The sequence below is a fragment of the Nocardia sp. NPDC052254 genome, from assembly GCF_040679495.1.
Classification (GTDB): domain Bacteria; phylum Actinomycetota; class Actinomycetes; order Mycobacteriales; family Mycobacteriaceae; genus Nocardia.
The window spans coordinates 172,869-192,586 of the sequence record NZ_JBFAUW010000009.1 but is presented as its reverse complement, the minus strand read 5'-3'; the positions used below and the strand labels follow the sequence as shown (position 1 = coordinate 192,586).

Sequence of the window (19,718 nt, the reverse complement as noted above, 5' to 3'; positions counted from 1 at the left end):
TGCCGGCGCAGGCGTCCGGGGCGGATCGGCCAGCGCAAACCCTGGCCCCACCGCCAGTGAACAACCCATCGCCATCGTGACCGCGATGCTCCGCAGACATTTCACGACAACACACCCGTCCTGTCAGAGTTGAACTCGAACCGAAGGTCGTGCGGCAGTGGGACAGTCCCAGTGATCCGGCAACCGGTGACGCGTCGGCGGTGGCGTCCGCACCGATTCCGAAAGATACCCCCGGACCAGGAAAAATTTGCGGATCTGCGACGACACACCGACTCATGTCTCTGTGAATGTCACCGCGGGACCGGGATGAACCGGAAAGGAGTCGCGATGTCGGCCACAGGTGCCGTGCCCGTGCCTCCACAGCACGCGGGCCCGACCGCGAAGCCCCGATATTCGTCGGAAAGCGCCACAAATTTGCCGGATCGAATACAGCTGTGGCTCGCGTGCGGATTTCGCACGCGAGCCACAGTCGGCGGGTAGGTCAGGACTGCGGTTGCGCAGTACGCGACATTCCGCCTCCACGCCGGGTGAACGGGTTACGGAAACGCGACGTCGACGCGACCGCCGCACGCTTGGAAGCGGCCCCGGCAACCACGGGCCGCTGCGGCGATGTCTTCGCGAGATCCTTACGGGTGGCGTCGATTTCGCGCCGCGAGTACCGGAGCTCGCGGCGAATCTCCGCGTGCCGGCGCGCTGAGGAGAATGCCCCGCTCAGCACAAGAGCCAAGCCGAGCATCGCGACGGCACCGACAGCGGCACCCGCGCCGAACAGCTCGTTCTGGGTGGGGGTGAAATGGATACCGAAAACGGTGAATTCGCTCGCCAGCACGTGTGTGTCGCCGGAATTTGCCAACGCTGCGCCAACTCCGACGACCAACGCGGCGAGCAGAACGATCAACCCGATGAATACGATCATGGCTGTTACCAATTCTCACATCGATGGACTGTTGTTCTCCCGATATAGCCGCCCTACCGCCCCTCAAACGACGGATCTTCGCAGCCCTCGTCGGCATGCGACGAGTGCCACCGACAAGACGAAGAACACGTTCGATGAATTCGCCGATGAGACGAAGGAGAAACTCGGCGCGGACCAGGCGGCCGCCAAACACAGTATGCGGGAAAGGCCGATCAGATCAGATCGGACCTCGAGGATACGAGCGCGCAGATGTATACACCGAACCAGCAAACGAACCGGTTCTTCTGGAATCAGGAATCGTCGTCCTTGCGGAGGTGATCCGGCGGCTTGTTCTCGGTGACCCGCTCATCGACCATGTCGGCGAAGGCGGTACCGGCGATCGTGCCGTCCGTCCCGGGTACGACGACGGTGGGCCGCGCACCGGGTTCGTAGATCTCCTCCCAGTCCGCGGCATCCTTCCGAGCCTGGTCGAGGGTCTTCTGGTCCGGCTCGACAGGCCTCACGGTCCGATCCGAGGCCGCCGATGTGTTCTTCGTCATACTGCAGAGGTTCCCGCCCGAGCGGGTCTCACACGATTCTGCGGTGAATGTTGTCGCCCGCATAGTGAAAAATCGGGCATATGACACAGTCTCTGCCAGAGGGCGACTCGCTTCTGATTCGTACCGACTTCACCGACGACGCGGTATGGGCCCGGACCCTCGAAGCGGTCTTCGATTCCTACGATGACGACACCGAGACGGGGCTCACCCCTGTCGACGACGCGACCTTCGACGGGCTGGCGCCCGGCGACCTGGGTGATCTGATCGGCGGCCAGACCTACCTGTTTCTCGCCGACACCACCACGATGACCGACCCCGAGCATCCGCTGCTGGTGGTCGACACCTCCGACGGCGGCGGCCCGGCATTCCGGATCGCCCCGAGCGCGATGGCCGAGGTCGAAGTCAACTTGTTCCTCGCCAACATGGACTTCGAGGACTACGCCGACTGCCTCGGAGACGACGGCGTCTTCCACGGCTTCGATCACTGAACGCGGGCCGTCGCACCGGATCCCGTGGTCCCGCTGTGTGGAACGGCACACACAAACGATGCGGAAGGCAACTTGACTCGGGGCGTCCTCGTTGACGTTTTCCGATCGGAGAGCATTCGTGATCACACGTCGAGCCCATCGTTCTCGCGGCCCGGTCCTTGCCATCGTGCTCGCTGTCGCGGCCGCGGTGGCCAGCGGCTGCTCGAGCGACGGCAGTCCGAACACCATGTCCCACAACGACTCCGCACCCGGTCGACTACTCACCACCATGCCGCTGACCTCCGCGGCGGCCTTGCCCGGTGCCGCGAGCAACCGGTTGATCACCTATGTCTCCGAGGACTCCCACGGAAATCCGATCGTGGTCTCGGGGTCGGTGTCGGTTCCGAAGACGGCGCCGCCGACAGGCGGGTGGCCGGTGATCAGCTGGGCACACGGCACCACCGGATGGGCCGACACCTGCGCGCCGTCGGCCGACACCGCCGACGGTCCCGACCACGACTATCTGGGTCCGATCGACAGCGTCCTCGACTCGTGGGTCGCCAAGGGGTACGCGGTCGTCCAGACCGATTATCAGGGAATGGGAACGCCGGGCGGGCACCCGTACCTGGACGGCATCAGCGAGGCGAACACCGCCACCGACATCGTGCGTGCCGCGCGGGCACTCGACGATTCGATCGGCAAGGACTGGATCGTCATGGGGCACAGTCAGGGTGGGCAGGCGGCCCTGTTCACCGCGCAGGACGCGCGGCAGCGGGCGCCGGAACTCGATCTCAAAGGGGCGGTGGCGATCGCGCCCGGCGGGGTCGGTCTGAGCCGGACCGTCGATTACGTCAAGACGAATCAACCGGGTGCCGAGGCCGCCGAGGCCTTCCTGCCGGTCATGATTCTCGGTGCGGCGGCGGTCGACCCGTCGATCGATCCGGATCGGGTACTCGCCCCCGGTGCGAAACCGCTGCTGACGGCGGCACGCACCGGCTGCCTCGCCCAGATCCGGGCGGTTCCGCCGATCCCGGCCGCACAATTCTTCGCCCCGCAGGCCGATCTCACGCCGGTCACCGCGTATCTCGAGCAGCAGGACCCGACCCGGGTGACGCCGAAGGTTCCGACCATGATCGCCCAGGGCACCGAGGACGTACTCGCCGCCAAGCCCGGCACCGACGCCTTGGTGAAGGCGTACTGCGCCAAGGGGATCGGCATCGATTACCAGGTGTATCCGGGCAAGGATCACCGGGCTGCCGTTCCCGCGTCGCTGACCGACGCCCAGGCGTTCGTCGCGCGGGCCGTGGCCGGTGAGTCGACCACGAACACCTGTCACTGACCGGCAACACGACCGCCCCTCCTCTCCCGCCGCCGCGCCCTCGCTGAGGGCCGCACAGAAAGCCGTGACGATGGCCCTGAATCTCGCCGACCTCTTCGAAGCCGCCGCCGACGCGGTACCCGACCGGATCGCGCTCGCCTGCGGCGGCGAGCGCATCACCTACCGGCAGTTGGATCGGCGCGCGAATCAGCTTGCGCATCAGCTACTTTCGCGTGGCGTCGGAGCGGGCGACCACGTCGGTGTGCACATGCGCAACAGTCTGGAATTCGTCGAGTCGCTGCTGGGATGCCTGAAAATCGGCGCCGTCCCGATCAACATCAACTATCGGTACACGGAGAAGGAACTCGAATACCTCTACGACAACGCGCAACTCGTCGCATTGATCATCGACGGAGATCTGTGCCCCGCGGCGGCCGCGGTCCTACCGCGGTGCCCGCGACTGCGACATGTGCTCGTCCTCGCGCCCGATCCGGCCGTGCGATTCACCGGGGTCGTCGTCGACGACTACGACGTCTCGGTGCGTACCCGCTCCACGGCACGTGAGTTCGCGGTGCGCAGCGCCGACGATCGTTTCATCGTCTACACCGGCGGAACCACCGGGATGCCCAAGGGGGTCGTGTGGCGGCAAGAGGACTTCTACATGGCCGCGCTGCACGGTGGTAATCACTACGGTGACCCGTACCTGGACACCGACGCGCTCGCCGCGGCGGTGCGGGCCAACGAGTTTCCCGTCAGCTTCCTGCTCACCGCCCCGCTGATGCACGGCGCCGCGATGTACTCACTGTTCGCCGGGTTCTTCATGGGGTCCAAACAGGTGCTGATGCGCAACTACGATCCCGTCGAAGCCCTCGAGCTGATCGACGCGGAGAAGATCATGTGCGTGATGGTGGTCGGTGACGCGATCTGCCGCCCGCTGGCCGACGCGATCGAGGCCCACCGCGACACCTACGACCTGAGCTCCGTGGTGATGATCGGATCCGGCGGGGCGCTGTGGTCGAAGAGCGTGCGCGAGAAACTCACCGAACTGTTGCCGAACACCTACATGCGCGACGGCTTCGGTTCCTCGGAATCCGGCGTCGACGGAACGGTCGACGTCGGCGAGGACGGGACCCTGCGGATTCCGGCCGGCCCGAACATCACGGTCGTCGACGAGCGGTTGCGACCTATCGCGGCGGGGACACGGGAAACCGGCTACATCGCGCGCCGCGGGAATGTGCCGCTCGGATACTTCAACGATCCGGTGAAGAGCGCGGCGACCTTCCCTGTCGTCGACGGTGTGCGGATGTCGGTCCTCGGTGACATGGGGCGCGTCGAGGCGGACGGCACCATCGTCCTGTTGGGCCGCGGGTCGACGTGCATCAACAGCGGTGGGGAGAAGGTCTTTCCGGAGGAGGTCGAGCAGGCGCTCAAGTCCCATCCCGCGGTGATGGACGCACTGGTGGCCGGCGCACCCGACGAGAAGTTCGGTGAGCGGGTGGCCGCGGTGGTGGAGCTGCGCGAGGGTTGCCAGGACACCTCGATGGCCGACCTGGTCGCCCACTGCCGCAACGAGATAGCCGGCTACAAGGTCCCCCGCGCACTGGTCGTGGTGCCCAGCGTTGTGCGCTCGCCCAGCGGAAAGGCCGACTACCGCTGGGCTCGAACCATCGTGGCGCAGAACATGATCCGGTAGCGGCCGTCACCGTCGCGCCGGCCGCCTCTCCCACCATGAGCCGCGACGGCTCCGCCGTGGCCGCATCGCACGCGCACCGGATGCCCACGCGGTGCCGACGCGGAGCTTTCCCGATCGGGGACAGGCTGCCAGGTTCCGCTTCTCGGACATGACTAGCATGGCAACTCCGACCGTGCCGGGCCTCACCGTTACGGGAAATCGAAAGTCTCTGCGCCCATTGAGGTTTGTATGACTCGCACCACTCCGCCGCGGCCGCTCGACATCGCGGCCCTGTTCCCCGCGCTGGCGCCGTTGGCCCGCACCGCCACCCGGTTGCATCCGCGCCCGGGAACCCCCTCGCCACACGACAGTTCGGTCGGCGGGCCGCTGCTGTGGCCGGCGTCCGAGCCGTGGCCGCACTGCGACGGCCCACACGAGCTGGATGGCGTGAACCCGGTCGTGTCCCCCGCGAACGTCAGGCTGACCCGTCAGCTCTCGGCTGCCGGTCGAGTCAGACGATTGACGACGCAGGAACGCGAGACCCTCGCGCGGATCCATGCTCGGCCCGAGACTCCGATCACGACGCTGCCGGGCTCCCAGCCGTACGACGGTTCGATAGCGATGCTGCCGGTCGCGCAACTGTACGCGCGTGACGTGCCCGGTATGACCGCACCGGCGGGCACCGACCTGCTGCAGGTGTTGTGGTGCCCGTTCGATCATCCCGACGATGTCGAATACATGCCCAAGACCGCACTGTATTGGCGGTCCACGGATATGGTCACCGACATCCTCACCGACCCTCCGGAACCGACGGCGGTGCAGTTCACGGGCTATCTGCCGGAGCCGTGCACGATCTCCCCGGAGCGGGTGACCGAGTATCCCGCACTTCTGGAACTCGACGCCGGCCTTCGGCAACAGCTCGAGCAGTGGGCTGCCGACCGCCTCGGCGTCGAACAGGACGATATCGCCGACGGCGAGGTCGACCATCCCTACGTCTTCGACCTGTCCGTGGCACCCGGATGGAAGATCGGCGGCTGGATCGGCTGGGGCCTCAACGACCCAGACACCGCGCCGTGTTCTTCCTGTGGCACCCCGACCGAACCACTGCTGACGATCGCCGGGGGCGAGTGGCAGAGCGGCGGGGACAGCTGGATCACCGATGAGGACCGGGCCGCCGACATCTCCAGCTCCAGCCCCGCGTACCTGGCGAAACCGAGCGGGATCGAGATCGGCCGCGGCTACAGCCTGATCATCCGGGCCTGCCCGACATCGCCCGACCACCCACACGTCCAGCTGATGCAGTAGCCGGGCGAGCTGCCGCGAAGACGGCGGGTACAGCAGCTCGGGCCGACTCACCGGGACCGCAGGTCCAGGCAGGGGCGCCCGGCACCGAACAGGCTCGCGAGACCGGGCGTAGCGAAGCTGAGCGCACGCGAGGACACTGAAGGCATGTCTCCGAAGTCGTCGTCAGGAGAAATGTGATGACATCCGACAGGCCTTTCGGAATCGATCCCGAAGAGTTCGAACGCGCACTACAGGAAGCGGGGACCGAACTTCGCGACCTCCTCGGCAGGGCCGGTGAGTACATCGATCGCACGAGCGGAACCACGCTGGCATCGCTGCTCGGCCAGTTCGTCCGCCCCGAACGTACGGGGCCGCCGGAGCCGGAGGGCGAGACCACAGGACAGACCGGTGACGGAGTGTGGGTGATCTACAGCCTCGACGACACCGACGAAGCCAGGGTCGAGCAGGTCTTCCCGAACGAACTCGAAGCCTTGCGCGCGCATCGCGACAACACCGACGAACGCCGCCGCGTGCGATTCCTGCCCTACGGCGTCCCGGTGACGGCGCTGGGCACCGCCTGACGCCGTCACCGAGGTCGAGACCGCACACGCGGAGTGGAACCGGACGCCGCGCTCGCCGGTAGCTCAGGACAGCGACTAGAGCGAACCCTTGACCGGGTCGCCCACCGGAAGCGCTTCGAGAACCTGGACATCCAGCGGGCCGGTCACCAGACCCTCGAGTCCTTCATTCAATGCCTGGAGGCTCGGCGCCGCGCTGTGCGCACCCAGGGCCGCCATGTCCCGCCACACCTCGACGAAAACGAATCGATCATTTCCCTTGTGCAGGGCGTACACCTCACACCCGTCCTCATCGTGAACTTCCGGGACGACGCGGGTCAGGACCTCCGCTACCTCGTCGACTTTATCGGGCTTCGGAGTAATGGTGGCAACGATCACAGGCACACCGCGAGGGTACCAGCCGAGCACAGCGGCCCGGCTCCGAGCCTCCGGGCGGAAATCGGCCACCGCACACCGGATAACGATGCCCGCCAACCTGTTTGGCCATCCCGCCGAAGCGCCACGTGCACAGCCGCCGGAGCCGGAGCGCGAGACCATCGGCCGGAGCGGAAGCGGGGGTGGGTGATCCACAGCATCGACGACACCGATGAACGCCGTCGTGTGCGGTCGCTGCCGGATGGCGTTCCGGTGACAGCGCTGGGCACGGCGAAACGGCGGCGTACGGTTCCTCCGCGGGCCGACGAGCGCGCGGCGGGAAGAGCCGCCCTAGATCGTGCTGTAGCCGATCGCCAGTACCAGCGACAGCAATGGCATCCAGAAGGTGTACCGAACCGGCGGCACGGGCGGCGACGCCAGCCGCATTTCCTGTCCCGGGGGGAGCCACAGACGCATCATCGCCGGGGCGGAACCGAACAGGTGCAGCGGGACGAAGACGAGCAGGAAGATGCGGTTGACCGCCGGGATGTGCGGGTAATTCGGCGTCACCACCAGCCAGCCGACGAACAGCAGCAATACCAGCACCGTCCTGATCGACCACCCGCTCACGGCGATTGTGCGGTCCGCAGTCCTGCGCATCAGGTTGAGCACCGCGGCGACGAGCGGCACGGTCACCAGCATCACAGGAATGTCCTTCACGATGTTGCCGGCGAGGAGCAGCCCGAGCGCCGGTACGACCGCAACGCCGACCAATATCCGGCCGAACGTCAAGTAGGCGGTGACGTAGCGGGGCGCGCGGAAAATGCGGACGCCCATCGGCACGGTGACCACACCGCGCTCGCCTGGCAACCCGGTGATGACCGTGTGCAGGAACTCGTACAGCCCCTGGGGTTGCTGCTCGCGGAAGTCGAGCCATTGGTGGCGGCGCAACTCGGGGTAATCGTCGAGCAGTTGAAGGCTCGTCGCCAGCACGAACACGACGCGATAGCCGAAGACCTCATGCGCGGTCCGGAGCAGCTCGACCGGAGTTCGCGTACTCACCACGATGAAGGCCCACCGCGGATCGTCCTCGTCCTCGGTGAATCCGGCGCTCTCACAGGTGCCGGCGATCATGTTCGCGAAAGGCTTGTCCTCGGGATGGCACCAAATCCAGTAGGTCGCAGCGGATCCGACAGCGCTGACCTGTTTCAGCGCGTCGATCTTGGGCCGGTGGGCGGCCCACGCGTGAGCGAACCGCCGCCCGCGGAGCCTGCTGATCGGACGGTCTCGGCCGGTGCTGCGGCCGCGCATGAAATCGTCGCCCCACCCGGTCGGCATTTCCATGTGGATGGTGCGTGAGCGTGACATCAGTATGAAGGCCACCAGGACCGCGCCTCCCGCGACGAGGTAGAGCCATGCGGAGTCCGTCCGCGCCTCGGGTCCGGCTGCTTCGCGATAGGACGTGCTGCCCACGATCACCGTCCCGATCAGAGAAACCACGACACCGAGACACGTCGGGATGAGCCCCTCTCGCACCGACATCGGCGTCGCGGTCCGCCGGAGCAGGCGAGCCATCACCACGACCAGGCTCGTCCCGGCCAAGACGTTCACCAGCATGATGCCCAGCCCCATCCGGGAGAACCCGGTGTGCACCGGCCGGTAGATCTCGCTGATGTTCCAGCCCAGGCCGGCCCCCATCGCCATGATCGCCACACAGGACGACAGCGCCGCCCACAGCAGTGCCATCGGCGGTGAGAGCGGGAATCTACGGCGAGGACCGGGCGTAGCGTGCCCCAGCAGGACATCGACCATCGTGCGCGACTCGGTGAAGAACCGCCCGCGCAGATCGTGAACCGTCGCGAGCTCTGCGGGCAGCTCGGTGCCGCGGATCAGCGCCACGTGCACCGGTGTGCCGTTGCTGATCGCGCGTCGCCACTCCTGGGTCACCCACCGGGATGCCATCGCCGCGGGTGACGCCACGACCACGACGACATCGGCGTGGTCGACGGCAGCGTCGATCGCGACCTCCCACTCCGTGCCGGGCCGCAGCTGCTCGGCATCCAACCAGGTGCTGACCTCATCGGACGTAGCGAGAATCGAAGACAGCGCCTCGGCGGCATAGAAGTCCCGCCGGGAGTAACTGATGAAGACATTCAGCACGCGCTCAATCGTGCCCCGACGGCGACGATGCCGCACCGTGACCGATCCCCGGCGGGCGTGCGGCTGGGCCGGCGGGACCTGCCGTCCGCCGCCGATCGCATATTCTCACCAACCCAATCCCAGTGCACGCGTTATCTTTTCGAGCACCACCGAGACCGGATATCGGGGTGATCTCGCTGCTCACGCCGCCTGCGATGGGGCCATCTCCGGTCGCGGCATGGTCGAGGTCAACGCGCCCAGGCCGAAGGACACCACGGCCAATGCCAGCATCATGGTGATCGCCCCGTCGAGGGTGTGAGACCGGAAGAACACGGTCGTCAGGACCGCCAAACCCAGTGCGTTGCCGATCTGTTCGATCGTCGGGACCACTCCCGAGGTCTCGGACATGTGGTCGGCGTCGAGGCCGGCGAGCATGATGGGCTGGATCTGGACCGCGAAGATTCCGACGCCGAAGCCCGCGGCGAAGCACGGTGGGGCGGCGAGGAAAGCGTTGACGTCACCGGTGGTCAGGTAGAGGTAGACGGCGCCCGCGGCCATGCAGCCGCCATAGAGGGTGACGCCCGCTGCCAGGACAAGAATCCCCCATCGCCGCACCAGGAAGAGCGATCCGATCGCGCCCGCACCAGCGCCCAGGGCGAACAATGTCATGACTACAGCCGTGTGCCAGGGGGTGTAGCCCAGGACGTCCTGCATGGTGATGGAGGCGGCGAAGACGAACGCGGTGAACAGGCCGAAGAAGACGCAGATCAGGACCGATCCGATTCGAAACCCCCTGTTGGCGAACAGGTCCAGGCGCATCAGGGGGCTGGCGCCGCGGGCCGAGCGCTTGATCTGGTGCGCCACGAACAGCGCACTCACCACCACTCCGGCCAGGCCCAGGGCGATCGGCTGGGCTTGCCAGCCGTGTTGCTGGACCAAGGCGAGGGCGTACACGACCAGGAGCAGGCCGACACCGGACAGTGCCGCACCGCCGAGGTCCAGGCGGTCCGGCGATGCCGGTCGGCCGATGCGCAGGAAGCGCCAGGCGAGAGCGAAGGCGACCATTCCGATGGGGAGATTGATCAGGAACACCGAGCGCCAGCCCCAGCCGCCGATGTCGATGGTGAGCAGGGCGCCGCCGAGGATCGGGCCGAGCATGCCCGCGAAACCGGCCACGCCGCCGTACATGGCGAAGACCAGGGAGTGGCGTTCGCGAGGAAAACTGGCGATGAGGATGGCGATGGTCTGAGCCGCCATGCCCGCGCCCGCGGCGCCCTGCACGATGCGCGCGGCCACCAATTCGGTGGCGCCCGTACACAATCCGCACCATGCCGAGGCGGCGGTGAACAGGACCACCGAGGTGAGGAACATGACGCGGCGGCCGACGATGGCACCGAGGCGGGCGGCGCTGAGCAGGGTGCAGGCGAAGGCGAGCGAGTAGCCGGAGATGACGAGCAGTTCCGCGGAGCGGGAAGCGCTCAGGTCGGTGGTGAGCCGTGGCAGGGCGGTGTTCACGATCGTCACGTCGATCATCTGCATGAACACGGCGATCAGGCAGCCCGCGAACGCCAGCCACGCCCCGAGTTCCGCAGGGGGCGAACCAGTTACCGGCGCGACAGTCTCCGGTTCGCCGGCCGCACTCCGTTCACGAACCTGCGCGGAGTCACCGGCCGCGATCGGTTCGCGCCCCTCGGCCGTGGCCCGCTCACCGGCCACGGCCGGGTCATCGATCGTCGCCCACGAGCCGAGCGCGGTTCGTTCGCTCCCCGATCCCCCTGTCATCCGGCGAGCTCGATCACACCGCGCGGTGCCGACAACGCCAGCTCGGTCGGGAAACTCAAGCGCACCAGCCGATGTGGCGGCTCCAGTTCGATGTGCACCACGAACGGCGGCAGCAGGCCGCCGATCATTCTGTCCAGCAGCATGTTCACCTGCCCGAAGCTCGGCCGGAGGCGGACCTGGCGGCATTCGACTTGCCCGGCGCCGATCTCCACGGTGGTCTGTTTCTCCACTCGCGCGGTCAGCGGCCAGTGCACCGAGAAAGCCAGCCAGGTATCGATGGTCCGCGTCGCCGGATCCGTGAGGTCCAGGCCGCGTAGCAGGGTCATACCGCCGACGATCGGCATGATGTCGGTGGGAAACGGTGCCGGAGCACCGCCTATCGGAAGGTGCACGGTGTCGAGGAAGTGGGCTTCCTCGCGGGAGACCACCGTGCCGCGGGAACGGGTTTCGGCGCGGTAGTCCTCGGCGCGCAGGAAGCCGTCGACACGGCCGAAGCGCTGGTCGACGGTCAGTTCCAGGTCACCGTCGCGGCTGGACGCGTCCAGTAGTGTGCGGTAGCCGCCGCCCTCGTGGGTGACGACACTCGTCATCTCGAAGCCCGAGCTGTGCCCGTCGGTGCCGACCGTGTACCGGCATTTCTCGCCATCGGGTATTCCGGGATCCCGGAACAGGGCGTGCGCCGGATCTGCTGAAACCACGTAACCTCCCGGTACTCAGTTCGATTCCACGGCCGGATCGACGATCGCCGCGAATACCGATGTCATCGCCGCGATGTAGCGCTCCACGGAGTCGTGGGCCACCGCGGTGTCGGGGTAGATGACGCTCAGGGTCGTCCCCGACGGCAGGCGATTGACCCAGATCAGTGCTTCCTCGGAGGCCGCGCGGTTGGCATACACCCCGGCGGTGACCTCGTCGAAGAATTCGTGGCCGAGGAAGTCGCGGGCGTCGATGAACGAGATCATCGGTGTCACCCAGCCGGGCTCGGCCTTGATCTCCGAATCGGGGGGCAGGAGTTCGAGCACCCGATGGAACGAGGTGGGTGCGAGCCGGAGCCCGTTCTCGTAGGCGCGCTGGGCCAATTTCAGCGTGCGCGTGACCGGGGTGCCGGGGCCCAGCGGGAACGCGACCGGCACCAGCGTCACGTACCAGCCGACCGAATTGCCCTCCGCCGCCGATGTTCTCGTGCTCACCGGCGTCATTCCGAAGTAGTAGTCGGAATCGGTGAGTGCGCGTTCGGCCAGGGCCGCGGCCGCGAACACTCCGCCGACGAATTCGGCGTCGTTGGCGCGACACACCTGCTCGAAGGCCAGCGCCTGCTCCTCGTCGAGCAGGCTCACCGTCCGGTGGGCGCTGCGGTTGTAACCATCGGAGCGCCTGCCGAGATCCAGTGGAAACGACGGCAGTCGATTGTCGTTGCCGCGCAGCAACTGCAACCATTTGAGCACACCGGGCGAGGACAGCGACTGCCCATCGCTGTAGGCGCGTTCGGTGACGCAGTAGTCCAGATAGCTCGCCGCCGGCGGCAAAGGTTCGGCCTCGCCGCCGATTTCGGCCAGATACAGCTGCGCGAAATCGGAGGCGGACAGGTACTGGCCCAGGCCGTCGGTGTGCAGGTGGTCGACCGCGAGGTAGACCGTGGTCGCGTCACCGTGCTCGATCGCTCCGAAAGTGAAGCAATCCCATTGGAACGGATCGGGAGTCGTCTTCTCGACATGCTGCCGGATGGCGGCCGGGTCGTCGATCCAGCCGTAGTCGACCGGTACGAAGTCCACCACGTCCTCGGATACCAGGTGCCGTCGCACGACACTTTCGGCGTCGATGTCGAACCAGGTCCGGAAGGTGTCGTGGCGCAACAGGAACGCGTTGATGATCCGTGTCATCGCCTCCCGGTCGAGGTCGCCGGTCGGGATCTGCGCGGTGGCCAGGCAGAGTCCGGAGAACCGGAAGTCGGCGGCCGCGTGCCGATCGGCCTGGCGCAGATACTGTTCCTGTTGCAGCGACGGTGGCGAGGAGTGCACGGGGGCGGTCCGGGCCCGCGCCACCGCATCCGGTGACGCGACCCAGGTGATCATCCGGCCCGGCGGGGGTGTCCATTCGTCGATGAGTCCGAAATCGACCACGGTGACCTCACTTCCGCCCGCGAGCGCCGAGACGACGGTCCATCAGCTGACCCCCGCCATCTCCACGACCGCACCGGCCGGCGCGCCGTCGGCCGCCGGCTCGGATCCGTTCGGCCCGGCACCGTCCACCGCCGCGGCGATGGCCGCCGGATCCGGTTGTGCCCCACCGGGTTCGTGGGCCAGGATCAGCTCGGCCACCTTCGGGCCGGCCTGCTCCAGGCTGAACGAGCGCCCCATCTGCAGCGACATCAGGTCGATACCGAGCGTCTTGGTGACACGGGCGCCGAGTTCGACCGCCATCAGTGAATCCAGGCCCAGCTCCGGCACCGGGATCGTCATATCGATGGTGTCGACGTCCACGCCCATGACGACGGCCAGTTCACCGGCCATCAGGCGGGCGATGTGCGGTCCGCGCTTGGTTTCCTCCATCGCGGCCAGTTCCGCACGGAGCCGGGCCAATTCCGACGTGTCCTTGGCCGAGGCCCGGGCGAGCGCGGCGGTGCGGCCGGTGCGCGCCAGCTGCGGGAAGGTACCGGTGAGCTTGGCCCAGTCGGTGGGGATGACCGCCACCCGCGAAGCACCCAGACGCAGGGCCTGTTCCAGGTAGGCGGTGGCGTCGCCCATATCGATCGGCCCGAACCCGACCAGGTCGAGATACTTCTCGGAGGTCTCGTTGGCGGCCATGCCGCCCGCGCCGGACAGGTGACCCCAGCCCACGCACAGCGCCCGCTCCCCCGCCCGCGACCAGCGCACAGCCAGGGACTCGACCGCGATATTGGCCGCACAGTAGCTGTATTGACCGTAGATGCCGTACATCGAGCCACCGGACGAGCACAGCACGAACATGTCGAGGGTGATGCCCGCGTCGGCGACCGCTCGATGCACGATCTGCGCGCCGAGCACCTTCGGCAGATAGACCTGTTCGAGCTGTCCGAGTTCCATCTTGGCGAGATTGTTGTCGGCTACCGCGCCCGCGGCGTGGAAGACGCCGCGCAGCGGATGGTCGGCGCTGTGGATCCGCGCGATCGCACCGGCCACCGCCTCGGGGTCGGTCACGTCGAGCAGTTCCTCGACGATCTCGATGCCGATGGCTCGCCACGCTTCGAGCTGACGGCGCGCCTCCTCCGTGGTCGCACCCCGCCGCCCGGCCAGCACCAGCCGCCGCGCACCGCGCAGGGTGAGCCACCGCCCGATCGCCAGGCCGAAGCCACCGTAGCCGCCGGTGATCAGATACGTCGCGGTGTCACTGATCTCGACATCGGGCAGATACGGCCGCACCGGCGGTTCCGGCGCGTCGATCCGCAGCGCGATGCGAGCCGCCCGCGACGAGCGCAGTGTCTCCTCGAATGCCTTGCTCACCTCCGCGGTCTCGATCATGTGATACGGCAACGGGCGATACGTCCCCTCGGTGACCTTCTCGAACACCCGCTGCAGCAGGGCCGCCAGCCGCAGTGGCTTGACCTTGACGAGCCGGTCCAGATCCATCGAGAAGTACGACAGGTTCTTGTCGAAGTTCGCCAGTTCCAGCAGCCCGCCGGTGTAGATGTCGGCCTTGCCGACCTCGACGATGCGGCCGAATTCGGCTGCGGCGTTGAAGTTCTGGCGCAGGATCTCACCGGGTGCGCTGCTGATGATCACATCGGCGCCGGCGCCGCCGGTGATCGCGGCGACCTCGTCCACGAAGTTCAGCGACCGCGAGTTCACCGCGTGGTCCGCGCCCATCGCGAGGACGTGCGCGCGCCGCTCCGGAGTGCTCGCGGTGCCGATGATGGTGGCCCCGCGCGCCTTCGCGACCTGGATCGCCGCGGTGCCCACACCGCCGGCCGCGCCGTGCACGAGCACCGTCTCCCCCGGCTCCAGCCGCGCCAGATCCAGCAGTGCGTATTCTGCGGTGCCGAAGGCGATGATGCTGGTGCAGTGCCCGGGATCGGTGCCCTCGGGCAGGACGACCGCGAGTTGGCGATCCACGACCGCGAAGCGGCGCATCATGCCCTTGGCGGCGACGCCGACCAGATCACCAACCTTGACGTCCTGCACACCGGGACCGACCCGCACGACGGTGCCGACGCCTTCCATACCGGGCACGGTGCCGAAATAGGTGGGCGCGAGTTCACGTTCACCGAGCAACCCGATGACCTTCAGCGGATCCTTGTAGTTCAATCCGACGACCTGCATCCGGATCTCGAGCTCGCCGGTCCCGGGTTCCACCCGTGGACATTCACGCCAGCCCAGCCCGGACAGCACCCGGGTGCGGGGCATGTCGAGTTCGAAGTTCGCCTGCGAATCGGTCAGCGGCGCCGCGGTTTCCAGTTCCTCGAGCCGTTCGGGCAGTGGTTTGGTGATCACCGTGGCCCAGCGCTTGCCGTTGCGCAGCAGCACCTCGTCGGAGTTGTCGAGGGAGAACGCGCCGGGCACGGCCAGTTCGGCGACGAGATCGGCGACCGGGGTGCCGGGCTCGGTGTCGATCAGACGCCAGCGCAGCGCGGTCTGCTCGTTGAGCAGCACCCGTCGCGCACCGGCGAGAGCCGCCTGTCCGGTGTCGGGAGCCGCGGGACTGCCGGGCAGGGTGAAAGCGGATTCGGTGACCAGGGTGCAGTGCACCACGCCATCGCCGAAAATTGTTTGCGGCGTGCCGTTCTCGCTCGGCGGCTCGACGAATTCGGCGATCGCCACCGCGATGCGCTTGAGCGTCCACAGCTCGGCAACATCGTCGGCGACCGCACCGGCCACCACACAGACGTGCAGGCGCTGGGCGTGTTCGTCACGTGCGGCACGCAACCGCTCGGTCAGCGTGGTCTCCAGCTCCGGGCCGGTGGAATCCACTACGTGCGGAATCGAATTCGGTATCGCCGCGACCAGCTCGGCCGCCCGGCCGGTCTCGCCGAGACCGACGACCAGGGTGCTCACCGAACCGGTGTCGGCCAGGGCTGCCGGGTCGATCGGGTCGCGCTCCTCGAGAGTTTCGGTGTAGTAGAACTCGGCCATGCGGTGCAGCGGATCGTCCCCGGGCCGCAGGGCGCCGATCTGGAGTCCGGACAGGCGGGCGACGAGTTGGTGGTCGGCATCGAGCAGTTCGACATCGGCGCGCAACCGCGCGTTCGGATCGCGCCGGGCCACCACCGTGACCGTTTCCGGCAATGCCGCGAGCAGGCGCACCGCGGCCACACCGACGGGCACCATCACGCCCTCGTCGATGCGTTCGTCCGCGAACAGCATGGCGGCGCACTGCATCGCGGCGTCCACGACCGCCGGATGAGCCAGATGGCCGGATCCGGCGGCGATGGTGCCGTCGACACTGGCCACCACCACGTCACGGCCGACGCGCACCGAGGTCACCCGGCGGAACGACGGGCCGTACTGCAGTCCGGCCGCGGCGAGACCGGTGTAGAACATCGCCGGGTCGACATCGATACCGACCTCGATCTCCGGCACCTCGACCGTGGTCTGCTCATGGCTACCGGTGAGCGTGCGGCCGGAGGCGTGCACGGTCCAGGCGGTACCGGTGGCGCTTCGGGATCTGATCAGGAAACGGCCGCTGGCCTCTTCGATGCTCAATGCCACCAGCGGAACGTCGGGGGCGCCCATGATCAGCGGTGCGACGAAGCGAACCCCCTCCAGCGCAACCTGTTCCGAGCCGATCCGGGCCTGGGTGGCGCTGAGCGCCGCGTCCAGGTACGCCGCCCCCGGCATGATCTTGATCCCGTTCACCACGTGATCCGACAACCACGGCAACAGTTCGGTGCCGACCTGCAGGAGCCATTCGGGACGGCCCTCGACATCGGGATCACCGAGCATGGCGTAACCACCGGGTGTGCCGAGGCGGGCCTGTTCGAACAGCGGCAGCGCGGAGTGCAGGCGGGTGCGCTGCCACGGGTAGCGGGGCAACGGCAGATGCGGGGTCGCGGGACGATCGGCCGGGAACAGCGCCTCGCGATCGAGCACACCGGCGGCGTGCAGGCCGATCAGGGTGCGGCGCAGGCTGTCCGCGTCCGGCTGTTCGCGATCGAGCGTGGGCACCGTGGTGCCCTGGGCGTCCGCGCCGAGCAGCGCTTCGCGAATATTGCCCGACAGCACCGGGTGCGGGCCGACCTCGAGGAAGATCCGGCTGCCGGCGCCGATCAGGGCGGTGATCGCGTCGAGGAACCGCACCGGACGCCGGACATTGGACCACCAGTACCCGGCGTTCCAGTCGCCCTCGGTGACGCGTTCGCCGGTGACCGTCGAATACAGCGGCACCGTGGGCGGCTGTGGTTTCAGATCGGCGAGTGCCGTGCGCAGTTCGGCTTCGATCGGCTCCATCAAACGACTGTGATACGGGACCTCTACGCGCAGGCGGCGCGCGAAGACGCCTTCCTCGGTGAGCTTCTCGGCGATCAGATCCAGCCGCTCCACCTCACCGGACAGCGTCACGGCACTGGGACTGTTCACCGCGGCGATGTCGACACCGGGTTCCCCGGCGATCAGCTCGGCGGCCTTGTCCCTGGGCAGACCGACCGCGAGCATGCCGCCGGTGCCGGCCGTGGTCGCCTGCAGGCGGGCCCGATGGTAGGCCACGCACACCGCGTCACGCAGTGACAGCACGCCACTGACATAAGCCGCCGACACCTCGCCCACACTGTGGCCGACGATGGCGGCGGGTTCGATCCCGTACTGTGCCAGCTCCCGTACCAGTCCGACCTGGACCAGGAAGTTGGCCGGTTGCGCGACTTCGGTGCGGGTGACGCGGGATTCGCTCTCGGGGCGCTGCAGCTCCTCGATGATCGACCAGCCCGACAGCGCCCGGAACTCGACGTCGATCTCGGCGGCGGTGTCGGCGAAAACCCCACCTGCGGACAGTAGTTCGCGGCCCATCTTCCAGTGCTGCGGTCCCATACCGGAGAACACGAAGACCGGTTCGGCCGTCCGCGACACGATGGTGCGCGAGGCGTCGCGACCTTCACCGGCGGCATAGGCGCGCAGGTCCCGGACCAGGTCTTCGGTGGACTCGCCGATCAGCACGCCGGTGCGGAATGGATGCTGGGCCATGCGGGTCCAGGCCGCCTCGGCCAGATGTTCGGGATCGGCGCCGGAGTCGATCAGATCGGCGAACCGGCCGCCGAGCGCGCGCGCCGCCGCGGTGCCGCGCGCCGAGATCGGCAGGATACCCAGATGCCGGCGCGGCGCGGCGACCGGCGACGGCGCACCGGTGTATTCCTGCAGGATCGCGTGCGCGTTGGTGCCGCCGTAGCCGAAACCGTTGACCGCCACCGACATCGGGCCCGCATCCGCGGACAGCGGTTGTGCCTCGGTCTGTACGCGCAGACCCAGTTCCTCGAAGGGAATGTCGGGGTTCTGCTTGTCCAGCCAGCCCTGCGGCGGCAGGGTGCGATGTTTGATGGCCAGCGCGGCCTTGATCACGCTGGCGACCCCCGCCGCAGCCTCGGTGTGACCGATGGTGGCCTTGACCGAACCCACGCCGACGGTGTCCGTGCGCCCGGCCGGTGCACCGAAAACCCTTCCCAGGGCCCGCAATTCGACCGGATCGCCGACGAGTGTGCCGGTGCCGTGCGCCTCCAGATAGGTGACCGAGTCCGGGGCCAGGCCCGACCGCTCGCACACCGTGCGCGCAAGCGCCTCCTGGGAATCGACATTGGGCACGGTGATGGCGGTGGTGCGCCCGTCCTGATTGGATCCGGTGGCCTTGACCACCGCGTAGATCCGGTCGCCGTCGCGCACCGCATCGTCGAGCTTCTTCAGCACCACCATGCCCGCGCCCTCACCGCGGCCGTAACCGTCGGCCGCGGCGTCGAAGGATTTACAGCGGCCGTCGGTGGCCAGGAAGCCGCCCTTGCACATCAGCACGAACGTCTCCGGCTGCAGCATGACGTTCACCCCACCGGCGAGCGCCACCCGGCAGTCGTCGTTCTCGAGCGCCTGACAGGCCAGGTGGAACGACACCAGCGACGAGGAGCAGGCGGTGTCGACCGTGATCGCGGGCCCGACGAGGTTGAGCGCGTAGGCGATTCGGTTCGACAGCATGGTGTAGGACGCGCTCGCCGGCGTATGCATGTCGGTGTGGAACAGGGCCGGGCCCACCACGCCGATCACCGACTGGTCGACCACGAAACCACCGACGTACACCCCCACCGAGGCGCCCGCCGCGCGCCCGGCCATACCGGCGTCGTCGAGGGCCTCCCAGGTCACCTCGAGCATGAGGCGCTGCTGCGGGTCCAGGACGGTTGCCTCCCGCGGCGAGATCCCGAAGAAGTCGGGATCGAACTGCCAGGGATCGACCGTCATGAAGGCGCCGCGCTTGGTGTAGCTGCGCCCCGGGGTGCGGGGTTCGGGGTCGTAGTAGCGGCGCAGATCCCAGCGGTCCGCCGGCATGTCGACCACACCGTCACGTTTGTCGACGACGAAGTCCCAGAACGATTCCGGCGAATCGATTCCACCCGCGAATCGACAGCCGATACCCACAATTGCAATGTCCGACACGAATATCCTCCGGTCTCGCGTACAGCGGCCACCGGATGATGCGGCGACACACTCTCTCAGCGGTCCAGGGCCTTT

At 67.6% G+C, this 19,718-nt stretch carries 13 protein-coding genes; 5 read left to right on the top strand and 8 right to left on the bottom strand.

Annotated elements, in window-relative coordinates:
- Window positions 1-481 precede the first annotated feature (481 nt).
- Window positions 482-916 carry a hypothetical protein gene (locus tag AB0L57_RS22735; protein WP_364965487.1) on the bottom strand — a complete coding sequence of 145 codons (435 nt, stop codon included), beginning with the start codon at window positions 914-916 and terminating at the stop codon, window positions 482-484.
- Window positions 917-1,206: 290 nt separating this feature from the next.
- Complete coding sequence (locus AB0L57_RS22730) at window positions 1,207-1,455, bottom strand: hypothetical protein (RefSeq protein WP_364965485.1); 249 nt, start codon at window positions 1,453-1,455, stop codon at window positions 1,207-1,209.
- A gap of 80 nt (window positions 1,456-1,535) precedes the next feature.
- Here AB0L57_RS22730 and AB0L57_RS22725 point away from each other — a divergent pair, with 80 nt between their 5' ends.
- The 5 genes from AB0L57_RS22725 to AB0L57_RS22705 all read left to right on the top strand — a co-directional run bounded on the left by AB0L57_RS22725 (window position 1,536) and on the right by AB0L57_RS22705 (window position 6,777).
- Window positions 1,536-1,943 carry a hypothetical protein gene (locus tag AB0L57_RS22725; protein WP_364965483.1) on the top strand — a complete coding sequence of 136 codons (408 nt, stop codon included), beginning with the start codon at window positions 1,536-1,538 and terminating at the stop codon, window positions 1,941-1,943.
- A gap of 118 nt (window positions 1,944-2,061) precedes the next feature.
- Window positions 2,062-3,261: a lipase family protein gene (locus tag AB0L57_RS22720; protein WP_364965480.1), complete on the top strand. Its 1,200-nt coding sequence runs from the start codon at window positions 2,062-2,064 to the stop codon at window positions 3,259-3,261.
- 70 nt (window positions 3,262-3,331) lie between these two features.
- Window positions 3,332-4,933 (top strand): acyl-CoA synthetase, encoded by a 1,602-nt coding sequence (locus AB0L57_RS22715; RefSeq protein WP_364965478.1) that lies wholly within the window; start codon window positions 3,332-3,334, stop codon window positions 4,931-4,933.
- Window positions 4,934-5,161: 228 nt separating this feature from the next.
- Window positions 5,162-6,217 carry a hypothetical protein gene (locus AB0L57_RS22710; RefSeq protein ID WP_364965476.1) on the top strand — a complete coding sequence of 352 codons (1,056 nt, stop codon included), beginning with the start codon at window positions 5,162-5,164 and terminating at the stop codon, window positions 6,215-6,217.
- A gap of 176 nt (window positions 6,218-6,393) precedes the next feature.
- Complete coding sequence (locus tag AB0L57_RS22705) at window positions 6,394-6,777, top strand: hypothetical protein (RefSeq protein WP_364965474.1); 384 nt, start codon at window positions 6,394-6,396, stop codon at window positions 6,775-6,777.
- 75 nt (window positions 6,778-6,852) lie between these two features.
- On the opposite strand, the gene AB0L57_RS22700 is transcribed toward AB0L57_RS22705, so the two are convergent.
- The 6 genes from AB0L57_RS22700 to AB0L57_RS22675 form a co-directional block, all read right to left on the bottom strand.
- On the bottom strand, window positions 6,853-7,158 hold the full coding sequence (locus AB0L57_RS22700) for a putative quinol monooxygenase (RefSeq protein WP_364965472.1): 306 nt from the start codon (window positions 7,156-7,158) through the stop codon (window positions 6,853-6,855).
- A 321-nt stretch (window positions 7,159-7,479) separates the two neighbouring features.
- Window positions 7,480-9,288, bottom strand: a complete 1,809-nt coding sequence (locus tag AB0L57_RS22695) for a TIR domain-containing protein (protein WP_364965469.1) — start codon at window positions 9,286-9,288, stop codon at window positions 7,480-7,482.
- 180 nt (window positions 9,289-9,468) lie between these two features.
- Window positions 9,469-11,049: an MFS transporter gene (locus tag AB0L57_RS22690; RefSeq protein ID WP_364965466.1), complete on the bottom strand. Its 1,581-nt coding sequence runs from the start codon at window positions 11,047-11,049 to the stop codon at window positions 9,469-9,471.
- Window positions 11,046-11,747, bottom strand: coding sequence for a hypothetical protein (locus AB0L57_RS22685; RefSeq protein ID WP_364965464.1), 702 nt, complete (start codon window positions 11,745-11,747; stop codon window positions 11,046-11,048). Before AB0L57_RS22685 ends, AB0L57_RS22690 begins: the two co-directional genes overlap by 4 nt.
- 15 nt (window positions 11,748-11,762) lie before the next feature.
- Window positions 11,763-13,169: a condensation domain-containing protein gene (locus AB0L57_RS22680; protein WP_364965461.1), complete on the bottom strand. Its 1,407-nt coding sequence runs from the start codon at window positions 13,167-13,169 to the stop codon at window positions 11,763-11,765.
- A gap of 42 nt (window positions 13,170-13,211) precedes the next feature.
- Window positions 13,212-19,643 carry a type I polyketide synthase gene (locus tag AB0L57_RS22675; protein WP_364965459.1) on the bottom strand — a complete coding sequence of 2,144 codons (6,432 nt, stop codon included), beginning with the start codon at window positions 19,641-19,643 and terminating at the stop codon, window positions 13,212-13,214.
- Window positions 19,644-19,718: the final 75 nt, after the last annotated feature.

Coding starts and splice junctions, on each gene's coding strand:
- AB0L57_RS22735 (WP_364965487.1), bottom strand. CDS start 916: ATGATCGTATTCATCGGGTTGATCGTTCTGCTCGCCGCGTTGGTCGTC.
- AB0L57_RS22730 (WP_364965485.1), bottom strand. CDS start 1,455: ATGACGAAGAACACATCGGCGGCCTCGGATCGGACCGTGAGGCCTGTC.
- AB0L57_RS22725 (WP_364965483.1), top strand. CDS start 1,536: ATGACACAGTCTCTGCCAGAGGGCGACTCGCTTCTGATTCGTACCGAC.
- AB0L57_RS22715 (WP_364965478.1), top strand. CDS start 3,332: ATGGCCCTGAATCTCGCCGACCTCTTCGAAGCCGCCGCCGACGCGGTA.
- AB0L57_RS22710 (WP_364965476.1), top strand. CDS start 5,162: ATGACTCGCACCACTCCGCCGCGGCCGCTCGACATCGCGGCCCTGTTC.
- AB0L57_RS22705 (WP_364965474.1), top strand. CDS start 6,394: ATGACATCCGACAGGCCTTTCGGAATCGATCCCGAAGAGTTCGAACGC.
- AB0L57_RS22690 (WP_364965466.1), bottom strand. CDS start 11,049: ATGACAGGGGGATCGGGGAGCGAACGAACCGCGCTCGGCTCGTGGGCG.